The following is a 17067-nucleotide window of genomic DNA, read 5'->3' on the forward strand; positions in this document are numbered from 1 at the left end:
AGTTTTTTTATGCCCACTCCTCTCTGATAAGCTCCCACAAGAACCCTGTTTAATCAATTTCATCATCAACTAAAAAACAAACCGATGAGTAACATCACCAACCTTCTCCATTCTATTCCAGTAGATGCATTAACAGGTGCTATCACTGTACCCATCTACCAAACCTCCACCTTTGTACAGGAAGCACCCGGCGTGAACAAAGGCTACGACTATGCCCGTACCAATAATCCTACCCGCGAAACCCTGGAAAAAATCGTTGCAGGTCTGGAAGGCGGCAGCACCGGCATTGCCTTTAGCAGTGGCCTCGCAGCTATCGATGCCGTATTGAAACTCCTGCAATCAGGAGATGAAATCATTGCCGTAGACGATATTTACGGGGGCGCCTTCCGCCTCTTCGACAAGGTGTACAGGAAGTTTGGTATTAAAGTAACTTACGTAGACACCAGCGATGTACAAAATGTACTGGACGCCATCACCCCGGCCACAAAACTCATCTGGTTGGAAACACCTACCAATCCAACTTTAAAAATCTCTGATATTGGGGCGATTGCAAAAATTGCGAAAGCCCACAAAGTACTCTTTGCAGTAGACAATACCTTTGGTACACCAGTATTACAGCAACCACTGACCCTGGGCGCCGATATCGTCATACACAGCGCTACCAAATACCTGGGTGGGCACAGCGACCTGATCGCCGGTGTTGTCATTACCAAAGATCCTGCACTGGGCGCAGAAATCAGGTTCTACCAGAATGCCTGTGGCGCTATTTTGTCGCCTTTCGACAGCTTCCTGCTCATTCGTGGTATCGAAACCGTTCACCTCCGTGTGCGCCAGCATTGTGCCAACGCATTGGAGATTGCACGCTTCCTGGAGCAGCACCCGCTGGTAGACAAGGTATTTTATCCCGGCCTTTCATCACATCCACACCATGACATTGCCAAAAAGCAGTCTAAAGGATTCGGAGGCATTGTTAGCTTCACCCTGAAAACAGATACCGAGGCAGCTGCGCAAAAATTTGTGACCAGCACGCGGTACTTTAAACTGGCGGAAAGCCTTGGTGGTGTTAAAAGTTTGTTATGTCATCCGGCAGCAATGACCCACAAATCTATCCCTGACGAAAAGCGCAGAGCCGCCGGGGTGGCGGATAGCCTCATCCGTTTGAGCGTCGGATTGGAAGAACCGGAAGACCTGCTGGCAGACCTTGTTCATGCCTTTCATCAAATTCAGCCGGAAGCGGTCGCTATTTTTAACTGATAGTTCGTAGTTTGCAATACTGCAAACCATATTGAATGAAGAATTATCTGTTGTTGACAATAGGGGCAATATTTCAAAGCTGCTTAATTTTTGCACAGCAGGGACCATTGACGGTCCTGAAAGATATCACTCTCATAGACGGCAGCGGCGCACCTGTGCGCCAGCATGCAAATATGGTGATCCAGGCAGATAAAGTGGTTTCCTTTCCGGATACCAGGCACCTGCCTAAAAACGCCAGACGCATTAACATGAACGGCAAAACGGTCATGCCGCTGCTGATCAATGCCCACGGGCACCTGGGACTGATAAAAGGAAATACAGCTACCGCCAATAATTACACGGACGAAAATGTAAAACGGCAGCTGGTACAATATTTACACTACGGCATCGGCGCCGTATTGAGCATGGGTACAGATCAGCCATTGATCTGGCCACTCCGCGATTCCTCACAAAAAGGTGCTATTCCCGGTGCCACCATCTACACCGCCGGCTATGGTTTTGGGGCCAATGGCGGCGTACCTCCCGGTGTATTTGGGAAACATATTCAACGCCCCCTCACACCTGAGGCAGCGGCTGCCGCTATGGAACAACTGGCAGACCTTCATCCCGATTTTGTAAAAATATGGGTAGATGGCAATCCCAAAATGCCCCCTGATATTTATAAAGCGATCATCGATGCGGCACATGCCCACGGTATTAAAGTAGCCGCACATGTTTATTATCTTGAAGATGCCCGCAATTTAGTGAATGACGGCATCGACCTGCTGGCACACAGTATCCGTGACCAGGTGGTAGACGATGCTTTCATTGCCCTCATGCAGGAAAAAGGCACTTACTACATTCCAACCCTCTCTTTAGACAGGTACAATTTTGCATATGGTGCCAATGCACCGGACTGGATGAATGACGACTTTTTTATTCACTCCCTTGAACCAGGCGTATACGATGAATTGAAAAGTATGCCCCAGAAACAGGATAAGGACAGGGATAAAAAAATCAGGGCATTCAACATTGCGAAAACAAACTTACATAAGCTGGACAGCGCCGGTATCCCTATCGCTATGGGTACCGACTCTGGTGCACAACCTACCCGTGCACAGGGCTTTTCAGAACATTTAGAATTAGAGCTGATGGCCCAGGCGGGGCTCACCCCCTTAAAAGTCATCACCTGCGCCACTGCCAACGGCGCTGCACTCCTGCATGGAGCACATCATTCAGGAACACTTATACCAGGAAATAAAGCAGATTTTATGATCCTTGATGGCAATCCTGCAGAGGATATTAAAGCTACCAGGAGCATTACAGCAATTTGGAAAAATGGAAAGGAAATAAAATGAAATTGAACAGAAAGATTTTTGCCATTGGCCTGTGTACAGGGCTAATGGCCGCCACAATGACCTTTGCGCAACACAAGAGTAAACATTATCACAAGCCGGTGGCGAAGCCACGCACCACCGTTCCGGCAGGTATCACGTTTACGGCTACACAGCAGGTACAAATCAGGAAGTCTTTTTACTTTCTCTACATGTTGGAAAGAAAAGGAGAACCACATGACATCGTACAAAAAGATGCGGTGTTCAATGCCATTGCAGCAGAAAGGGCTGCCCGTTTACAGTCTGCACTCAGTACCTGTACAGATGCCGCCTGTCTGGGCGAAGCGCTGGAATGGACACCGGGCGAAACCAGCAGGGTAGGAGATGAGTTTGTACAATTGGTCAGCAACAATAGTGAGATGGCTGAGATGGTGCAGCGCCTGAAGGTAGTGAACCGCTACCCGGTTTACAATGAAGAAAATGATACGGCTTATATCCGTAAAGTATGGGGCGATGTAGTGACTGGTATGAACCACATTTACGGCGTGTATTTGCAGGGTGATCGTCCACGTTATCCGGCAATCGATAGCATCTCATTGCAGGCAGCTGATGTACCTGCTGTAAAAACAGGGCTACAGCGCAAAGCCGGCGGTGCTTTTTATCGGCAGTCATTACTCGCAGCACTCACTGCGCTGGAAGTAAATGGCAGGGACGAGGCTACCCGGTATGAACCGCTATATGCCGGCGATAATACGGCTGCTTTTAAAAGCGCCCGCCTTATTAACTGGAATGCTTACAAGTACAGTGTAATCCTGGTGCCCGGTGCCGGTCCTGGCAAGAAAGGGCAAAGCATGGATTCAGTAGGTATGTATCGTTGCAAACTGGCAGTGGCCGCTTACAATAGCAAACTGGCGCCTTATATTGTCGTTTCCGGGGGGCATGTGCATCCGTACAAAACGCCTTTTTGCGAAGCAGTGGAAATGAAAAAATACCTGGTGGCAAAACTGGGTATTCCGGATAGTGCTATCATTATAGAGCCGCATGCCAGGCATACGACAACCAATATTCGTAATACGGAAAGGTTGATGTACCTGTTTAATATGCCGGCTACTAAACCGGGTCTTATCATCACTGATCAGATGCAGTCCCTGATGATAGAGAAAATGGCACCCCGATTCATGAAAGAAATAGGGTATGTACCTTATAAAGAATTGGAGAGAGTGGATGAAACGACAAACCGGTTCCTGCCGGATGAAAAAGCATGGCAGGAGGATCCTAATGACCCGCTGGACCCGTGATAGGGGATCAGCCGTTACGCATGTTGGTCATCAGTTAGAAGTGGCAGGAAGATCTGCATGATGTGCTGGACCCGTGATAGGGAATCAGCCGTTACGCATGTTGGTTATCAGTTAGAAGTGGCAGGAAGATCTGCATGATGTGCTGGACCCGTGATAGGGAATCAGCCGTTACGCATGTTGGTTATCAGACAGAACTAGCAGGAAGATCGTCACTGTGTGCCTGATCTGTCAGCCAGTTCTTTCCTTTCAGCACCCTGGCTACCAGCATCGCCGCCACTGTATCGCCGGTCGCATTCAGCACAGTGGCCAGCGGGTCTACCAGCGTACCGACTATCATCACCGCCGGCAGGGCCGTTACAGGAAATCCATAAACAGACATTACAAGGAGCTCCCCGATGTACCCTCCATTGGGGACGCCTCCTTCCACAATACTCACAATCACGGTAATACCCATAGCTAACAACACCGTATCCACCCCTGAAAAATCTCTGCCAAACAAGGCAAATACCACCCCGATCTTTACAATAGAAGAAATACTGGACCCATCCTTATGCAGGGTAGCCCCCAGTGGCACCACCACATTATTAATACTCTCCGGCACTCTCATTTTCTTCCCCGCCTCCAGGTTAGCAGGAATGGTGGCAATACTGCTACAAGATCCTAATGCCGTCAGCGAAGGCACAATATTATATCTCCAATAATAGAGAATCCCTTTCCAGCCACCGGCCAGAAAAGCATAGAAAGTAAAGCCCACAAAGAAATATACAATCCCAAAACCATAATAGATCTTCATCGAACTGGCATAGGTCGCAAACAACTGCGGTCCCAGCTCCGCAATCTGGCAGGCGAAGTATATTCCTAAGCCCAATGGCGCCATCACCATAATAATATCGAGGAAGCTCTTCATCACCGCATTTCCCGATAACAAAAACTTCCTGAAGGGGGCCCCTGCCTCCCCGGCTTTGAGCGCCGCAAAACCCGTAATAGCAGCAAAGATCAATAACGGCAGCATATTCTTCCTCGATAAGAGGGAAAAGAACTCTTCTGTGGTCAGTAATCGCACCAGCTGATCTCCCCAGTTACCCGCTTCTTTCAGGTCTGGCAGTGACCCCGGAACCGTCACCACCGCCTCCAGCGGAAAAAGCCAGATCGTTACAATAGTAAAAAATGCGGCTATCAATATGGTGGAGAGAAACACCAATCCCATGGCAGACATGATCCGCCCCAGTTTCTGGCCCGGGTCAATATTGGCAATGGCCGCTGAAATGGCAAAAAAGACCAGTGGGACTACGGCAATAAAGATCAGGTTGAGGAAGATGTCACCAATGGGTTTCAGGATCAGTACCCGTTGTCCAAGGGTGAGCCCCATAATACTACCTGTAATGATCCCGCCCAGCAAAAGGAGGATGCTGCTATAGTTTTTTAATAATTGGCGCATAAGGGTGTAAGATAGAAAAAAACTCCCGAAGGCAAAATCTGCGCATATGGGGGCTAAAATGGTAGAATCCATCTAAGATCAAAATAAATCTCCGAAGGCAAAATCTGCATTTTTGGGGGCTACAAGGTTAGAATCCTTTGGGGGGATAATAATCTTCTAAAGACAAAATCCGCCCATCTGGAAGTTACAAGGTTAGAATCCCTTTAAGATTCAAATAATCTCCCAAAGGCAAAATCCGCACATTTGGGGGTTAAAATCTTACCAGATAAAAATATTTTTAAACTTTAAATGTAAAATTGACAATTATTACTATCTTGCTCATCGATGCAAGAGCACGCGTTGTGAAACTAGACACCGTAACATTCCACATAATATGAATAAACTAGCCAACATTGATTACATCATATTTGTAATCTACTTTCTGGTAGTCGCTTCTTATGGTTACTGGATTTACCTCCGGAAAAAGAAGGCTACAATGAGTACGAAAGATTTCTTCCTGGCAGAAGGATCACTTACGTGGTGGGCCATAGGCGCGTCCCTTATTGCCTCCAACATTTCAGCAGAACAATTCATTGGTATGAGTGGCAACGGCTTCTCCGTCGGCATCGCCGTCTCTGCCTATGAATGGATTGCAGCCGTAGCCCTCATTATCGTGGCGGTCTGGTTTATTCCCGTTTACCTGAAAAACAAGATTTACACCATGCCACAGTTCCTCAAAACCCGTTATAATGAAACGGTGGCGCTGATCATGGCTGTATTCTGGTTATTCCTATATGTGTTCGTCAACCTGACGTCCATCCTGTTCCTCGGTGCGCTGGCCATCAACAACCTGGTAGGTGCAGAACATTTTCACCTCATCATGGTAGCCCTTGCTTTATTTGCACTGGTGATCACTTTGGGCGGAATGAAAGTAATCGGTTATACAGATGTAATACAGGTAATCGTACTCATTATTGGTGGTTTGGCTACAACCTGGCTGGCACTGACCATGGTGAGCGAGCACTTTGGTCTTGGCAAAGATGCACTGGCTGGTTTCAATGCACTCATGAAAGATTCGCCTGATCACTTCAAAATGATCCTGGACAAACCCGGTCCCGGCGCTTCACAGGAGTATATCAACCGCTACCTCTTATTGCCTGGTATCACTATTTACTTTGCAGGCCAGTGGATCATCAACCTGAACTATTGGGGATGTAATCAATACATTACACAAAGAGCGTTGGGTGCGGACCTGAAGACAGCCCGTAACGGTATTCTCTTTGCCGGTCTTATGAAGCTGATGATGCCTGTGATCGTGATGCTGCCTGGTATTGCCGCCTATGTATTGTACAAGAATGGTGGTCTGCAGGGCGAAATGGCACCGGGTGGTCACTTCAATGCGGACAATGCTTACTCTGCTGTACTGACTTTCCTGCCTAATGGTCTGAAAGGCTTGTCTCTAGCGGCATTGACAGCTGCTATCGTAGCTTCACTGGCGGGTAAGGCAAATAGTATTTCAACCATCTTTACACTGGATATTTACAAAAAGTATATTAATAAAGAAGCCGACGAGAAAAAGCTGGTATGGACCGGTCGTCTTACGATCGTTGCTGCTATGCTGGTGGCTATTGCTTTTACATGGAATGACCTGCTGGGTATTGGTGGTGAAGGTGGTTTTACATTCATCCAGAAGTACACTGGTTTCATCAGCCCGGGGGTATTCGCCATGTTCCTGCTCGGTATGTTTTGGAAGCGTACCACTGGTGCAGCGGCAGTAGCTGGTATTGTGACCGGGTTTTTGCTGTCTATTGTATTCAATAACTATGCAGCGCAGTGGTTTGGCCATGAAACATGGTTGTATACTGCGTTTGTGAACAGCAAAGGTGTATATGAGATTCCTTTCCAGATCTGTATGGGTTGGGCATTCTTCTTTACATTGGTGGTGATGGTGATTTTGAGCCTGGCAGGGCCGAAGATCAATCCAAAATCCTTCCAGCTGGATACAGCTATGTTCAAGTTAGCACCGTCTACTATTGTAATGATTGTAATGACGCTGCTGATTCTCAGTGCGCTGTATATTCGCTTCTGGTAATTAATTCTTTAGTCTCTACAAGCTGTATGAACTCTCAGTAATTTTTGCAGATTACAGCTATTCAATAACGTGAACTATGATATACGAAGGTCGAATTCATTCGACCTTTTTTTATGAAAATAGCTTTCATCTCCGTTGGTGAATGCCTTTTTTCATGCATGTTTTTATACCCATATCACGTATCGGCATGCATCTGCTGTTTTCGTTTTTTATTCCAGCTTTACCTCCCGCACTGTTGCATTCCCCGGCAGATCCTCTGCCACCACTATCACCTTGCCACCAGCGGGCAAACTGGCCGCTTTATAATACCAGTCCACTCCATTTCTGCCTAAAACAGCCTTGCCTCTTTCCTGCAGCGTACCTGCTGCATCATGTACCCGTACTTCCACTTCTGCCACCCTGAATTCATCTTTCGCCGTTACCACCACAGTCGTGTCTTCGAACCGGATATTCTGCACTTCCGGAGATCTGAAAGCATCCTTTACCGCCATATTATAAGCATTCTGCCCCGGGCCTGCCAGCGACTTATAATAAGCCTTTAGCTCCGGATCCTCCATGATCACCTTTGCATATGCCGCCGCAACCTGCATCTTATATCTTGCCTCCAGCTGCTTTTGGGTCGGCTTTTTCTTTGACGGGCCGCGTTTTTTAGCCATAATAATCTGGCCATTCCGTTCGTAAATCGTGATTTGATCGCCGAGGGTACCCCTGACGAATTGAAGAAGTATGTTGTCTTTAACAAGCGCCATAACAAACAATTTTGAGGTTACAGGAATAAAGTTAATGTACTGCCTGCAACTATAGTGAAGCTTTACTACTAAACCAATACTAAATGAGTATTAATACATCATTAGAACTGCACCTCAATATCGAATTGATATACAGATGTAGTTATAATGCACTTATGATGTACTGTTGGCAGTATAGCTTAGCTAACTATCCAATAAAGCCTGAAATCCATCAATCAAAGGAGACTGCCAATTGATATATCCGTGATGTACCATTGGATGTGTAGTCATATTATAGCTTAGCTAACTATCCAATAAACCCTGAAATCCATCAATCAAAGGAGACTGCCAACCAGGTTCCGGGAACGATTGCGTAAATAAACCCGCGTAATTAGTTGTTCGTTAGAAAATTAGCCGTTAAAATTGTTAAAGGAGCATGAACAATAAGGAGGGACATTCTTGTAGCAGTAACCCGATATTCTCCGGCAATTTTATCAACCACAAGTACACGGCTATGAAATAGTTATTAGATACTAAATATTGAATTCCACTTATGAAAGGATTAATTTTCTTCATGACCATCCTCCTGGGGTGTATGGGGGTGTTTGCCCAGTCGAATCAGATTTCAGGAACAGTCACCAGCAAGGAATCCGGCGATAAACTGCCAGGTGTGACCGTCCGTATTAAAAATACCAATACAGGTACCCGGACTGATGCCGACGGACAGTTTCACCTCAGCGTCCCCAACGGACAAACGGTCTCACTGGTGCTTACCTATGTAGGCTACCAGACACTAGCAGTGAACGCTTCACCATCTTCCCCTGTAAAGGCGCAACTACTGCTGGCGAACAACAACATGAACGAAGTCGTGGTCGTTGGCTACGGCACCGTGTCCAAAGGCAACTTTACCGGTGCCGCCTCCTCCCTGAATGCACAGAAAGAACTGAAAGACGTACCAGCCAATACTGCTGCCGAAGCACTGGCAGGCCGCCTGGCAGGTGTGCAGGTAACGACTACTGAAGGCCGGCCGGGTGCAGATATCCTGATTCGCGTGCGGGGTGGGGGCTCTATCACACAAGACAATTCCCCGCTCTACATTGTAGATGGTATACAGGTCGAAAACGCCCTATCCCTGTTGTCGCCACAGGAAATACAAAGTATCGATGTACTCAAGGATGCTGCGTCTACAGCCATCTATGGAGCCAGAGGTGCGAATGGAGTGGTGATCATCACCACCAAAGGGGGCAAAGACATGCCTACCCGCGTAAGCTATGATGGCTATATGGGCGTACGCAGCATTGTCAACGAACTACCCGTCTTATCTCCGTACGATTATGTAAAGTACCAGTACAAGTTGTACAATTATCAAACTGACGATGATACAAAGAACTCCTTCCGGGATAAATATGGCCGCTGGGAGGATCTTGAACTGTATAAACAGGTACCTGCTACTGACTGGCAGGATGAAGTATTTGGCCGCAATGCCACGAACAATACCCATGTGGTGACAGTAACAGGTGGTAACAAAACCTCCTCTTTCAACCTCACGCTGAACAACACTTCCGAACAAGGAATCATGCTGGAATCCGGTTATCGCCGTACCATGGCTGCATTCCGTTTTGACCATACTGCCAGCAAACGCCTGAAAGTGGGTATCACCACCCGTTACAGCCGGCAGCGGGTAGATGGGGTAGGTACTTCGAACACAGGTTCCCAGGGCACTAACCGCCTGCGCAATGCCGTGCGCTATAAACCTTTCATTGCTCCCGGCGATGAAGATGTGGTAGATGTATTCGATCCGGAATATGCGAACCTCACCAACCTTACCAACCCGGTATTGCTCGCGCACAATGAACTGAAATATGATTACCGCAATGATGTTAACCTGAACGGGTATCTGAACTTTACCATTCTGGATGGGTTGAGCTTTAGGAGTACCATAGGCTTTACCAGCACAGGCACACGTACCAATACTTACAATGGATACGTTACATCCGTAGCACGTTCTAATGCAAATATGCCGGTGGTAACGATTGCTACAGGAGAAACCACGACACTGACCAATTCGAATACGCTTAGCTATAGTAAGAACTTTAATAATAAACACCAGGTAGATCTGCTGGCCGGCCAGGAAATCTATATGCTGAAAGGGAATACCCAAAGTACCACCGTAAAATGGATGCCCGTGGACCTTACACCGGAACAGGCATTTGCCGGTATTCAAAAGGCGACACCGCCTACCGGGCAAATACAGGATCCGCCTACTACAAGTGTAACGCAAAACCGGCTGATCTCATTCTTTGGCAGGGCTAATTATGGGTATAACAACAGGTACCTGGCCACTCTCACCCTGCGCTACGATGGATCTTCCCGGTTCAATTATGAAAATGGTTTTGCTGCCTTTCCTTCCGTGGCACTGGCATGGCGTATTACACAGGAAGATTTTATGCGCAATATACACTGGCTCTCCGACCTGAAACTGCGTGCTACCCTGGGTACTGCGGGCAATAACCGCATCTCCGAAGACCTGTTCAAAACAATGTATGGTACCAGCACCAGTTCCTACGCATTTGATGAATCGGTGACACCGGGCACTGCGCCTTTGTCACTGGCCAATCCGCGACTGAAATGGGAAACCACAGTTTCACGCAACCTGGGGCTGGATGTCGCCATATTGGATAACCGTATCAGTGCTTCCATTGACTATTATCACAACAATACCCGCGACCTGCTGCTAAGTGCCAAAATTCCTACCACATCCGGCTATACTGACCAGGTTCAGAATGTAGGTAAGACACAGAACAAAGGGTTGGAACTGCAGGTAGCCGCGATGGTGATCAACAGGAAAAAAGTGACTTACAATATCTCCTTCAACATTGCGGCTAACAGAAACAAAATTGTGAGCCTTGGTACTGATCCTACCGGTGCACCATTGAAATCTTACTACGCGCAATCCGGTTGGGTAAATAGTCTGAACGACTTCCTCGTAGAAGTGGGTCAACCGCTGGGACAATTTTACGGCTATGTCACCGATGGCTACTACAAAATTGAAGACTTCAATTACGACGCCAGTACCCAACACTATACATTGAAGTCAGACGTGCCCAACAACAGTGCAGTTGCGCTGGGTAGCCGGGAAGTACAACCCGGCGACCTGAAACTCAAAAAGCTCACAAAAGATACTTCTATGATCATTGGTCTGAACGACAGGAAGGTATTGGGGAATGCCCAGCCGAAGTTCTTTGGTGGTTTCAACCAGCAGTTTACATGGCGGGGATTTGACATGAGTGTTTTCATCAACTTCTCTTATGGCAACAAGGTATACAATGCGAATAAAATCGAGTTTACAACTGCCTATCAATACAAAGACAATAACCTGATCAAAGAAATGAAAGATGCCTGGAAATGGTACAATGACAATGGTGTACTGGTATCTGATCCGGAGCAACTGCAGGCGCTGAACAAGGATACCAAATACTGGTCCGCACCGGGTGGTAACTACTTCCTGCATTCATTTGCCATTGAAGATGGTTCGTTTATCAGGATCAGTAACCTCACTATCGGTTACAGTCTGCCGGCTTCCCTGCTGAAGAGAACCCATGTCTTTTCCCGTTTCAGGGTATATGCGACCGTAAATAACCTGTATACCTTTACAAAATATACCGGCTATGATCCGGAGGCCAATACCCGTCGTAGTAACCCGCTGACCCCGGGTGTGGATTATGCAGCTTACCCAAGAAGCCGCTTTATTCTCGGTGGTATCAATGCTTCTTTTTAATGGTTTAAACGATTTGATTATGTACGCATACATACGTTCATTCATCATACTCATCTTTTTTGCCACCGCCTTTAGTGCGTGCAAAAAATACCTGACTATCGAGAACCCGTCTACGGTATCGCAGGAGGCGGTATTTACCAGTGTATCCAATACGAATTCCGCTGTTATAGGTGTATATGCCATGCTGATTGGCGATAACGGTTATGGTAACCGTATTTCCTGCCTGTTCCCGCAATCGGCGGATGACTTCAAAACATCCGGCGATTACAGTGCTGACGACCGCAGGGGTATCAGTACATACGGCGCCAGTCCGGGCAACAGCGACCTGCCGAATCCTTTTAACCAGCTGTTCAAAGGCATAGAACGGGCGAATGTCTGCATTAAATATATTCCATTGTCTCCCTTGTATAGTGGGGGTACGGCTACAGAACAGTCACAGATGAAGAAGATGTATGGAGAGGTGCTCACACTGCGTGCACAGTTCTACTTTGAGGCGTTGCGCAACTGGGGGGATCTGCCTGCACAGCTGGTACCTGCCGCGGACCTGACAGATTTGTACCTGCCCAGAACAGACAAAGATTCCATTTACCGGCAATTGCTGGATGACCTGGCAGTGGCAGCCGAATTAGTGCCCTGGAGAACGGAATCACCAGATCAGAATTTACGACTCACCAAAGGTGCGGTGAAAGGTATCCGGGCAAGGATTGCGCTGGCGGCAGGCGGGTATTCATTACGTACCAATCCGCATGTGATGGCGAGAAGGGATGACTATAAAAAGTTTTACCAGATTGCTTATGATGAATGTGCAGATATCATGGCGCACCCGGAGCAGCACTCCCTGAACCCTGTGTATGAAAATGTTTTCAAAACACTGCATACTGCTACGCGGCTGGATGATGCACATGAACTGATCTTTGAAATTGGTGCCTATGGCGGAAATGCCAGTACAGACAGTAAGCTGGGCTATTACAATGGCCTGAAGCATAATACCTCTTCCCGCTTTGGTGGCGGTGGAGGTGGCATCAATGTGCTGCCTACCTATTTCTATGAATTTGATTCCATTGGCGATTGCCGTCGGGATGTGACCATTAACCTCTTTGAAATAGATGCAAGCAGCCAGAAGATAGCCGTGACTGCCGGTGTGATGACAGATGGCAAGTACCGTCGTTCCTGGACGAGCATCACCGGTACTTCGCAGAACCTGGCGATCAACTGGCCGATCCTGCGTTTCGCTGATGTGTTGCTGATGTATGCTGAGGCGGACAATGAACTGAATGAAGCACCTTCAGCAAAGGCGCAGGATGCATTGCTGCAGGTACAGAAAAGAGCCTATGCAGGGCACCTGGATCGCCTTCCTGAAATACCGACGGACAAGCAGGGATTCTTCAACGCCCTGGTGCATGAAAGACTGCTGGAATTCGGGGGTGAAGGGATCAGGAAGTTTGACCTGATCCGCTGGAACCTGCTGGCCACCAAGCTGACAGAAACAAGAGACAAACTGCGGCAGTTTATGAATGGGGAGGGCCGGTATGCCAATGTACCTTTGTACCTCTATGCAAAAGCAGCGCCTTATAATCTCGTGAATTCAGTAGATGAAACACAGACGCTGAATTTGTATGGCGGGCCGGTATCGCAGGTATTGTTTGAGCCGGGGTTAGGTACGGCTGCAGCACCTTCGGGCTATACTACCAAGAGCTGGCGAACAGCGGTGAATGAAGATTACCTGACAGGTGCCAGAAAAGGCTATGCCATTTACTTTGAGGCGAACAAAAAAGAACTGCTCCCTATTCCTACAGATGCTTTGAACAGTAATTACAAGCTGGTACAAAATCAAGGCTACTAAAATGATTCATATGCGTTATGTAATATTTTTCCTGTTCATCAGCCTGTTGGCCTGCAAAAAGAAAGAAGATGACCTGAGCCTGTCCCGGCAATTTATGCCATCGGGCGATATCTCCATTACTACGGCAGATACACTGGCCACACTGACCTGGAAGGCGGCTTTGTTTACCACAGGGACGGTGGTGACTTATACGGTCGAGGTGTCGCAGGATTCTGCCTTTGCCACCACGGCACATAGTTTTGTAACAGATACGACGGGTATCAGGATTTCGGATCACTACCTGGAGGTGCGGAAGAAGTATTATGCCCGTGTAAGAACGAATGGTAAGGATACGGCCAGTGCATCGAAATGGGTGTACAGTAAAGGGTTTTCCATTACGGGAGAGCAGCTGTTCCTGCCGCTGGCAGATAGTAATCTCATTGATAAATCTGTGATTTTGTTATGGCAACCCACAGCAGGGTTGACGAAGCTGGTATTTACAACGGGAAGTGTGGTACGTACCGTTGCTTTGACACCAGCGCAGAGTATAGCAGGGAAAATACAGGTAGATAGTCTGCAGCCCCTGACAACGTATACGGCAGAGATTTTTAAAGATGAAGTGAGCAAGGGGATATTGACCTTTACCACAAAGGCGGGTGTGGCTACGGGGCCGAATGTAATAGACCTGACCGGTATTACAGGCAGTCCGGGCATTTTGCGCGACACCCTGCCGAAGGTGGGAGCGGGGAGTATTATCATCCTGAAAAGAGGGGAGACGTACAATATCGATATCGCCATGGAACTCGGGAAGGCGGTATCCATCGTGAGTGAGAACAGTTTTAATACCCAGTTGCCACTCATCTATTTCACCAACAATTTCAATGTGACGGCGGGGAGTGTGATCGATTCGGTGGTATTCAGGGGATTGACCTTGCGGAGTAATGACTATGCCGCCAGGTATGTGATCAATGCCAGCAATGTAGCGACGATCGGGAAGATCCTGTTTGAAGACTGCCATGTAGAGATATTCAGGGGTGTGGTGCGGTTACAGACGTCAGCAACGGGTGGTACCCAGGTGAGTGATTTTGTGGTGAATAATTGTGTGGTAGACAGTATCTCTAATTATGGGGTGGTGAATGTAGATAATGTGGCTTGTGCGGTACAGCATATTACGATTCAGAACAGTACCTTATATAAGCTGGAAAAGGTGGTAACGAGTAAGCAGAATTCCAATTCAGTGTTACTGAGTAATTGCATCTTTAATGAGGCGCCGCAGGGCGGGGGATCGGCTTACCTGGTGGATTATAGTCAGTCAGCCACCAATAATATAACGGCGGGTATCAGTCTGAAGAGTTGTATCATTGGTGTGGGGCGCAATAATGCTGGCAGTACGAGTGTGAGGGGGATACGGGCGAATGCTGCGACATTGATTAATGTGAGTGGTAGCTATAATACTGCTGATTATGTGGTGAGTGGAAATGCGATAGTGGGATTGACGGCGTATGCGGGTACGGTGACGGATTTGTGGCGGGACCCGGCGAATGGGGATTTTACAGTGAAGGATGCGGGTTTTGCAGGGAAAGGTTCGGCGGGGGATCCGCGGTGGTGGTAGCGCGAAAATATTTGTGGAGAGGTCAGGCAAGCCCTTGGCTTGCCTGACCTCTCCACTGCCGGGATTTTTTTTACGGGCCGGAGGTCTGTAAAAAAAATCCCAGTTACCTTTGCGCCAAAGTAGAACGACTATGAAACGGGCATTTATCTTCGACATGAACGGCACTATGATAGATGATATGGAGTATCATGTACATGGCTGGTTTAACATCCTCAACGATGACCTGGGAGCAGGTCTGAGCCGTGAGGCCGTAAAAAGGGAAATGTATGGCAAAAACCAGGAGGTATTGATCCGTATCTTTGGCAAAGGCAAATTCACAGATGAGCAAATGGATCAACTGGCCCTCGAAAAAGAACGCCGCTACCAGGAAGCCTATCGCCCTCACCTGAGCCTGATTCCGGGATTACAGCAATTTCTGGATCAGTCGCGCGAGCTGGGCATCCCAATGGCTATCGGTACCGCCGCCATCCCTTTCAACGTAGATTTTACAATTGATAATCTGCACTTAAGAGGGTATTTCAAGACAATTATAACTGCCGATGACGTAGTAGACAGCAAGCCGCACCCGGAAACCTTTCTGAAGGCAGCTGAGAAAATGGGGGTAGAACCGGGAGATTGCATTGTATTTGAAGATGCCCCCAAAGGCGTGGAAGCCGCGCAGAATGCGGGTATGAAAGCAGTGGTCATCACCACTATGCACACAAAAGAGGAGTTTGCAGCCTACACCAACATTATCCGCTTTATCAGCGACTATACGGAACTTGCACCCGGAAAATTATAAAAGGTTTTATTCTTTTATTAACCCCTCCCCAAACAAAACGCTTTTGCCGTAGGCAAAAGCGTTTTGTTTTGATGAAACACCCTATAGACGGGCAAAAAAATGATTCTGTAAAAACCCGGAGAAATAATTGTAAAATTGACATTTAATTTTCTATATTGCATCCATATTACAGCTATCAATATCACTAAATGCTGGGAATATCAACGGGGAGTTTTATATTAGCAGAATTAAACACCAGGAAAGTATGACACGTTATTCCCGGCAAACCCGGATGCTGATAGCAGTAGACTGTATAATTTTCGGTTTTGACGGACAGGATCTTAAGCTCTTGCTTATCAAGCGTGGATTTGAACCGGAAAAAGGAAAGTGGAGCCTGATGGGCGGCTTTGTACAGGCGGATGAGGGCCTCGAAGAGGCAGCTACCCGTACACTGACCAAGCTAACAGGGCTGGATGGCGTCTTCATGGAGCAATTGAATGCTTTTGGGAGCCCTGACCGCGATCCGATGGAGCGAACCTTGTCTGTAGCCTATTATGCCCTGATCGACATCAATCAGTACAAACAGCAGCTGAGCGATGAGTACAAGGCAGAATGGTTCCCTCTCAAAGAGGCGCCAAAACTGATTTTCGACCATGCACAGATGGTGAGTGAAGCACTGGCACGCTTACGCTACAAAGCAGCTATACACCCGCTGCTGTTCGAACTGCTGCCAGCCAAATTTACCATTCCACAGCTGCAAATCCTCTTCGAAGCCGTGTACGACGCCGGCTTTGACAAAAGGAACTTCAGCCGTAAAGTATTGTCAACGGGTTTGCTGATCAAACAAAAAGAAAAAGAGAGGGCTACTTCCAAAAGGGGAGCATTCTATTACAAGCTGGATAAAAGAAAATACAGCGCCAAATTCCACGCCTTCCTCAACTTCGTTTCCGATCCGGGAAATCTTAAGTAACAAAAAATGACGGATATGGGTCT

General features: G+C 47.5%; 11 protein-coding genes. 9 read left to right on the forward strand and 2 right to left on the reverse strand.

Features of this window, described 5'->3' with window-relative positions:
* The first annotated feature begins 84 nt into the window (after nucleotides 1-84).
* Genes ABDW16_RS25510 through ABDW16_RS25520 form a run of 3 tightly spaced genes read left to right on the forward strand, consistent with a single transcriptional unit; the run spans nucleotide 85 to nucleotide 3865 of the window.
* Entirely contained in the window at nucleotides 85-1254 is a 1170-nt protein-coding gene (locus tag ABDW16_RS25510; protein WP_343673715.1) for a PLP-dependent aspartate aminotransferase family protein, read from the forward strand.
* A gap of 35 nt (nucleotides 1255-1289) precedes the next feature.
* On the forward strand, nucleotides 1290-2591 hold the full coding sequence (locus ABDW16_RS25515; protein ID WP_343673717.1) for an amidohydrolase family protein: 1302 nt from the start codon (nucleotides 1290-1292) through the stop codon (nucleotides 2589-2591).
* Nucleotides 2588-3865, forward strand: coding sequence for a YdcF family protein (locus ABDW16_RS25520; protein WP_343673719.1), 1278 nt, complete (start codon nucleotides 2588-2590; stop codon nucleotides 3863-3865). Before ABDW16_RS25515 ends, ABDW16_RS25520 begins: the two co-directional genes overlap by 4 nt.
* Nucleotides 3866-4049: 184 nt before the next feature.
* Here ABDW16_RS25520 and ABDW16_RS25525 read toward each other — a convergent pair whose 3' ends face one another.
* Nucleotides 4050-5303, reverse strand: coding sequence for a dicarboxylate/amino acid:cation symporter (locus ABDW16_RS25525; RefSeq protein ID WP_343673721.1), 1254 nt, complete (start codon nucleotides 5301-5303; stop codon nucleotides 4050-4052).
* Nucleotides 5304-5676: 373 nt separating this feature from the next.
* Between ABDW16_RS25525 and ABDW16_RS25530 the strand changes: the two genes are divergently transcribed.
* Entirely contained in the window at nucleotides 5677-7374 is a 1698-nt protein-coding gene (locus ABDW16_RS25530) for a sodium/solute symporter (protein ID WP_343673723.1), read from the forward strand.
* Nucleotides 7375-7583: 209 nt separating this feature from the next.
* Here the strand turns inward: ABDW16_RS25530 and ABDW16_RS25535 are convergent, their stop codons facing one another.
* The gene (locus ABDW16_RS25535) at nucleotides 7584-8123 is read right to left on the reverse strand and encodes a hypothetical protein (RefSeq protein WP_343673724.1); all 540 of its coding nucleotides are present in this window, start codon (nucleotides 8121-8123) and stop codon (nucleotides 7584-7586) included.
* A gap of 532 nt (nucleotides 8124-8655) precedes the next feature.
* On the opposite strand from ABDW16_RS25535, the gene ABDW16_RS25540 reads away from it, so the two are divergent.
* The 5 genes from ABDW16_RS25540 to ABDW16_RS25560 all read left to right on the forward strand — a co-directional run bounded on the left by ABDW16_RS25540 (nucleotide 8656) and on the right by ABDW16_RS25560 (nucleotide 17044).
* Nucleotides 8656-11880 (forward strand): TonB-dependent receptor, encoded by a 3225-nt coding sequence (locus tag ABDW16_RS25540; protein ID WP_343673725.1) that lies wholly within the window; start codon nucleotides 8656-8658, stop codon nucleotides 11878-11880.
* 19 nt (nucleotides 11881-11899) lie between these two features.
* Nucleotides 11900-13723 carry a RagB/SusD family nutrient uptake outer membrane protein gene (locus tag ABDW16_RS25545; RefSeq protein WP_343673727.1) on the forward strand — a complete coding sequence of 608 codons (1824 nt, stop codon included), beginning with the start codon at nucleotides 11900-11902 and terminating at the stop codon, nucleotides 13721-13723.
* 10 nt (nucleotides 13724-13733) lie between these two features.
* The gene (locus ABDW16_RS25550; protein WP_343673729.1) at nucleotides 13734-15314 is read left to right on the forward strand and encodes a DUF5123 domain-containing protein; all 1581 of its coding nucleotides are present in this window, start codon (nucleotides 13734-13736) and stop codon (nucleotides 15312-15314) included.
* Between the two features lie 130 nt (nucleotides 15315-15444).
* A complete protein-coding gene (locus ABDW16_RS25555) occupies nucleotides 15445-16095 on the forward strand; it encodes an HAD family phosphatase (RefSeq protein ID WP_343673731.1) in 651 nt (216 codons plus the stop codon).
* Nucleotides 16096-16339: 244 nt separating this feature from the next.
* On the forward strand, nucleotides 16340-17044 hold the full coding sequence (locus ABDW16_RS25560) for an NUDIX domain-containing protein (protein ID WP_343673732.1): 705 nt from the start codon (nucleotides 16340-16342) through the stop codon (nucleotides 17042-17044).
* Nucleotides 17045-17067: the final 23 nt, after the last annotated feature.

Source organism: Chitinophaga sp., from assembly GCF_039596135.1.
GTDB lineage: Bacteria > Bacteroidota > Bacteroidia > Chitinophagales > Chitinophagaceae > Chitinophaga.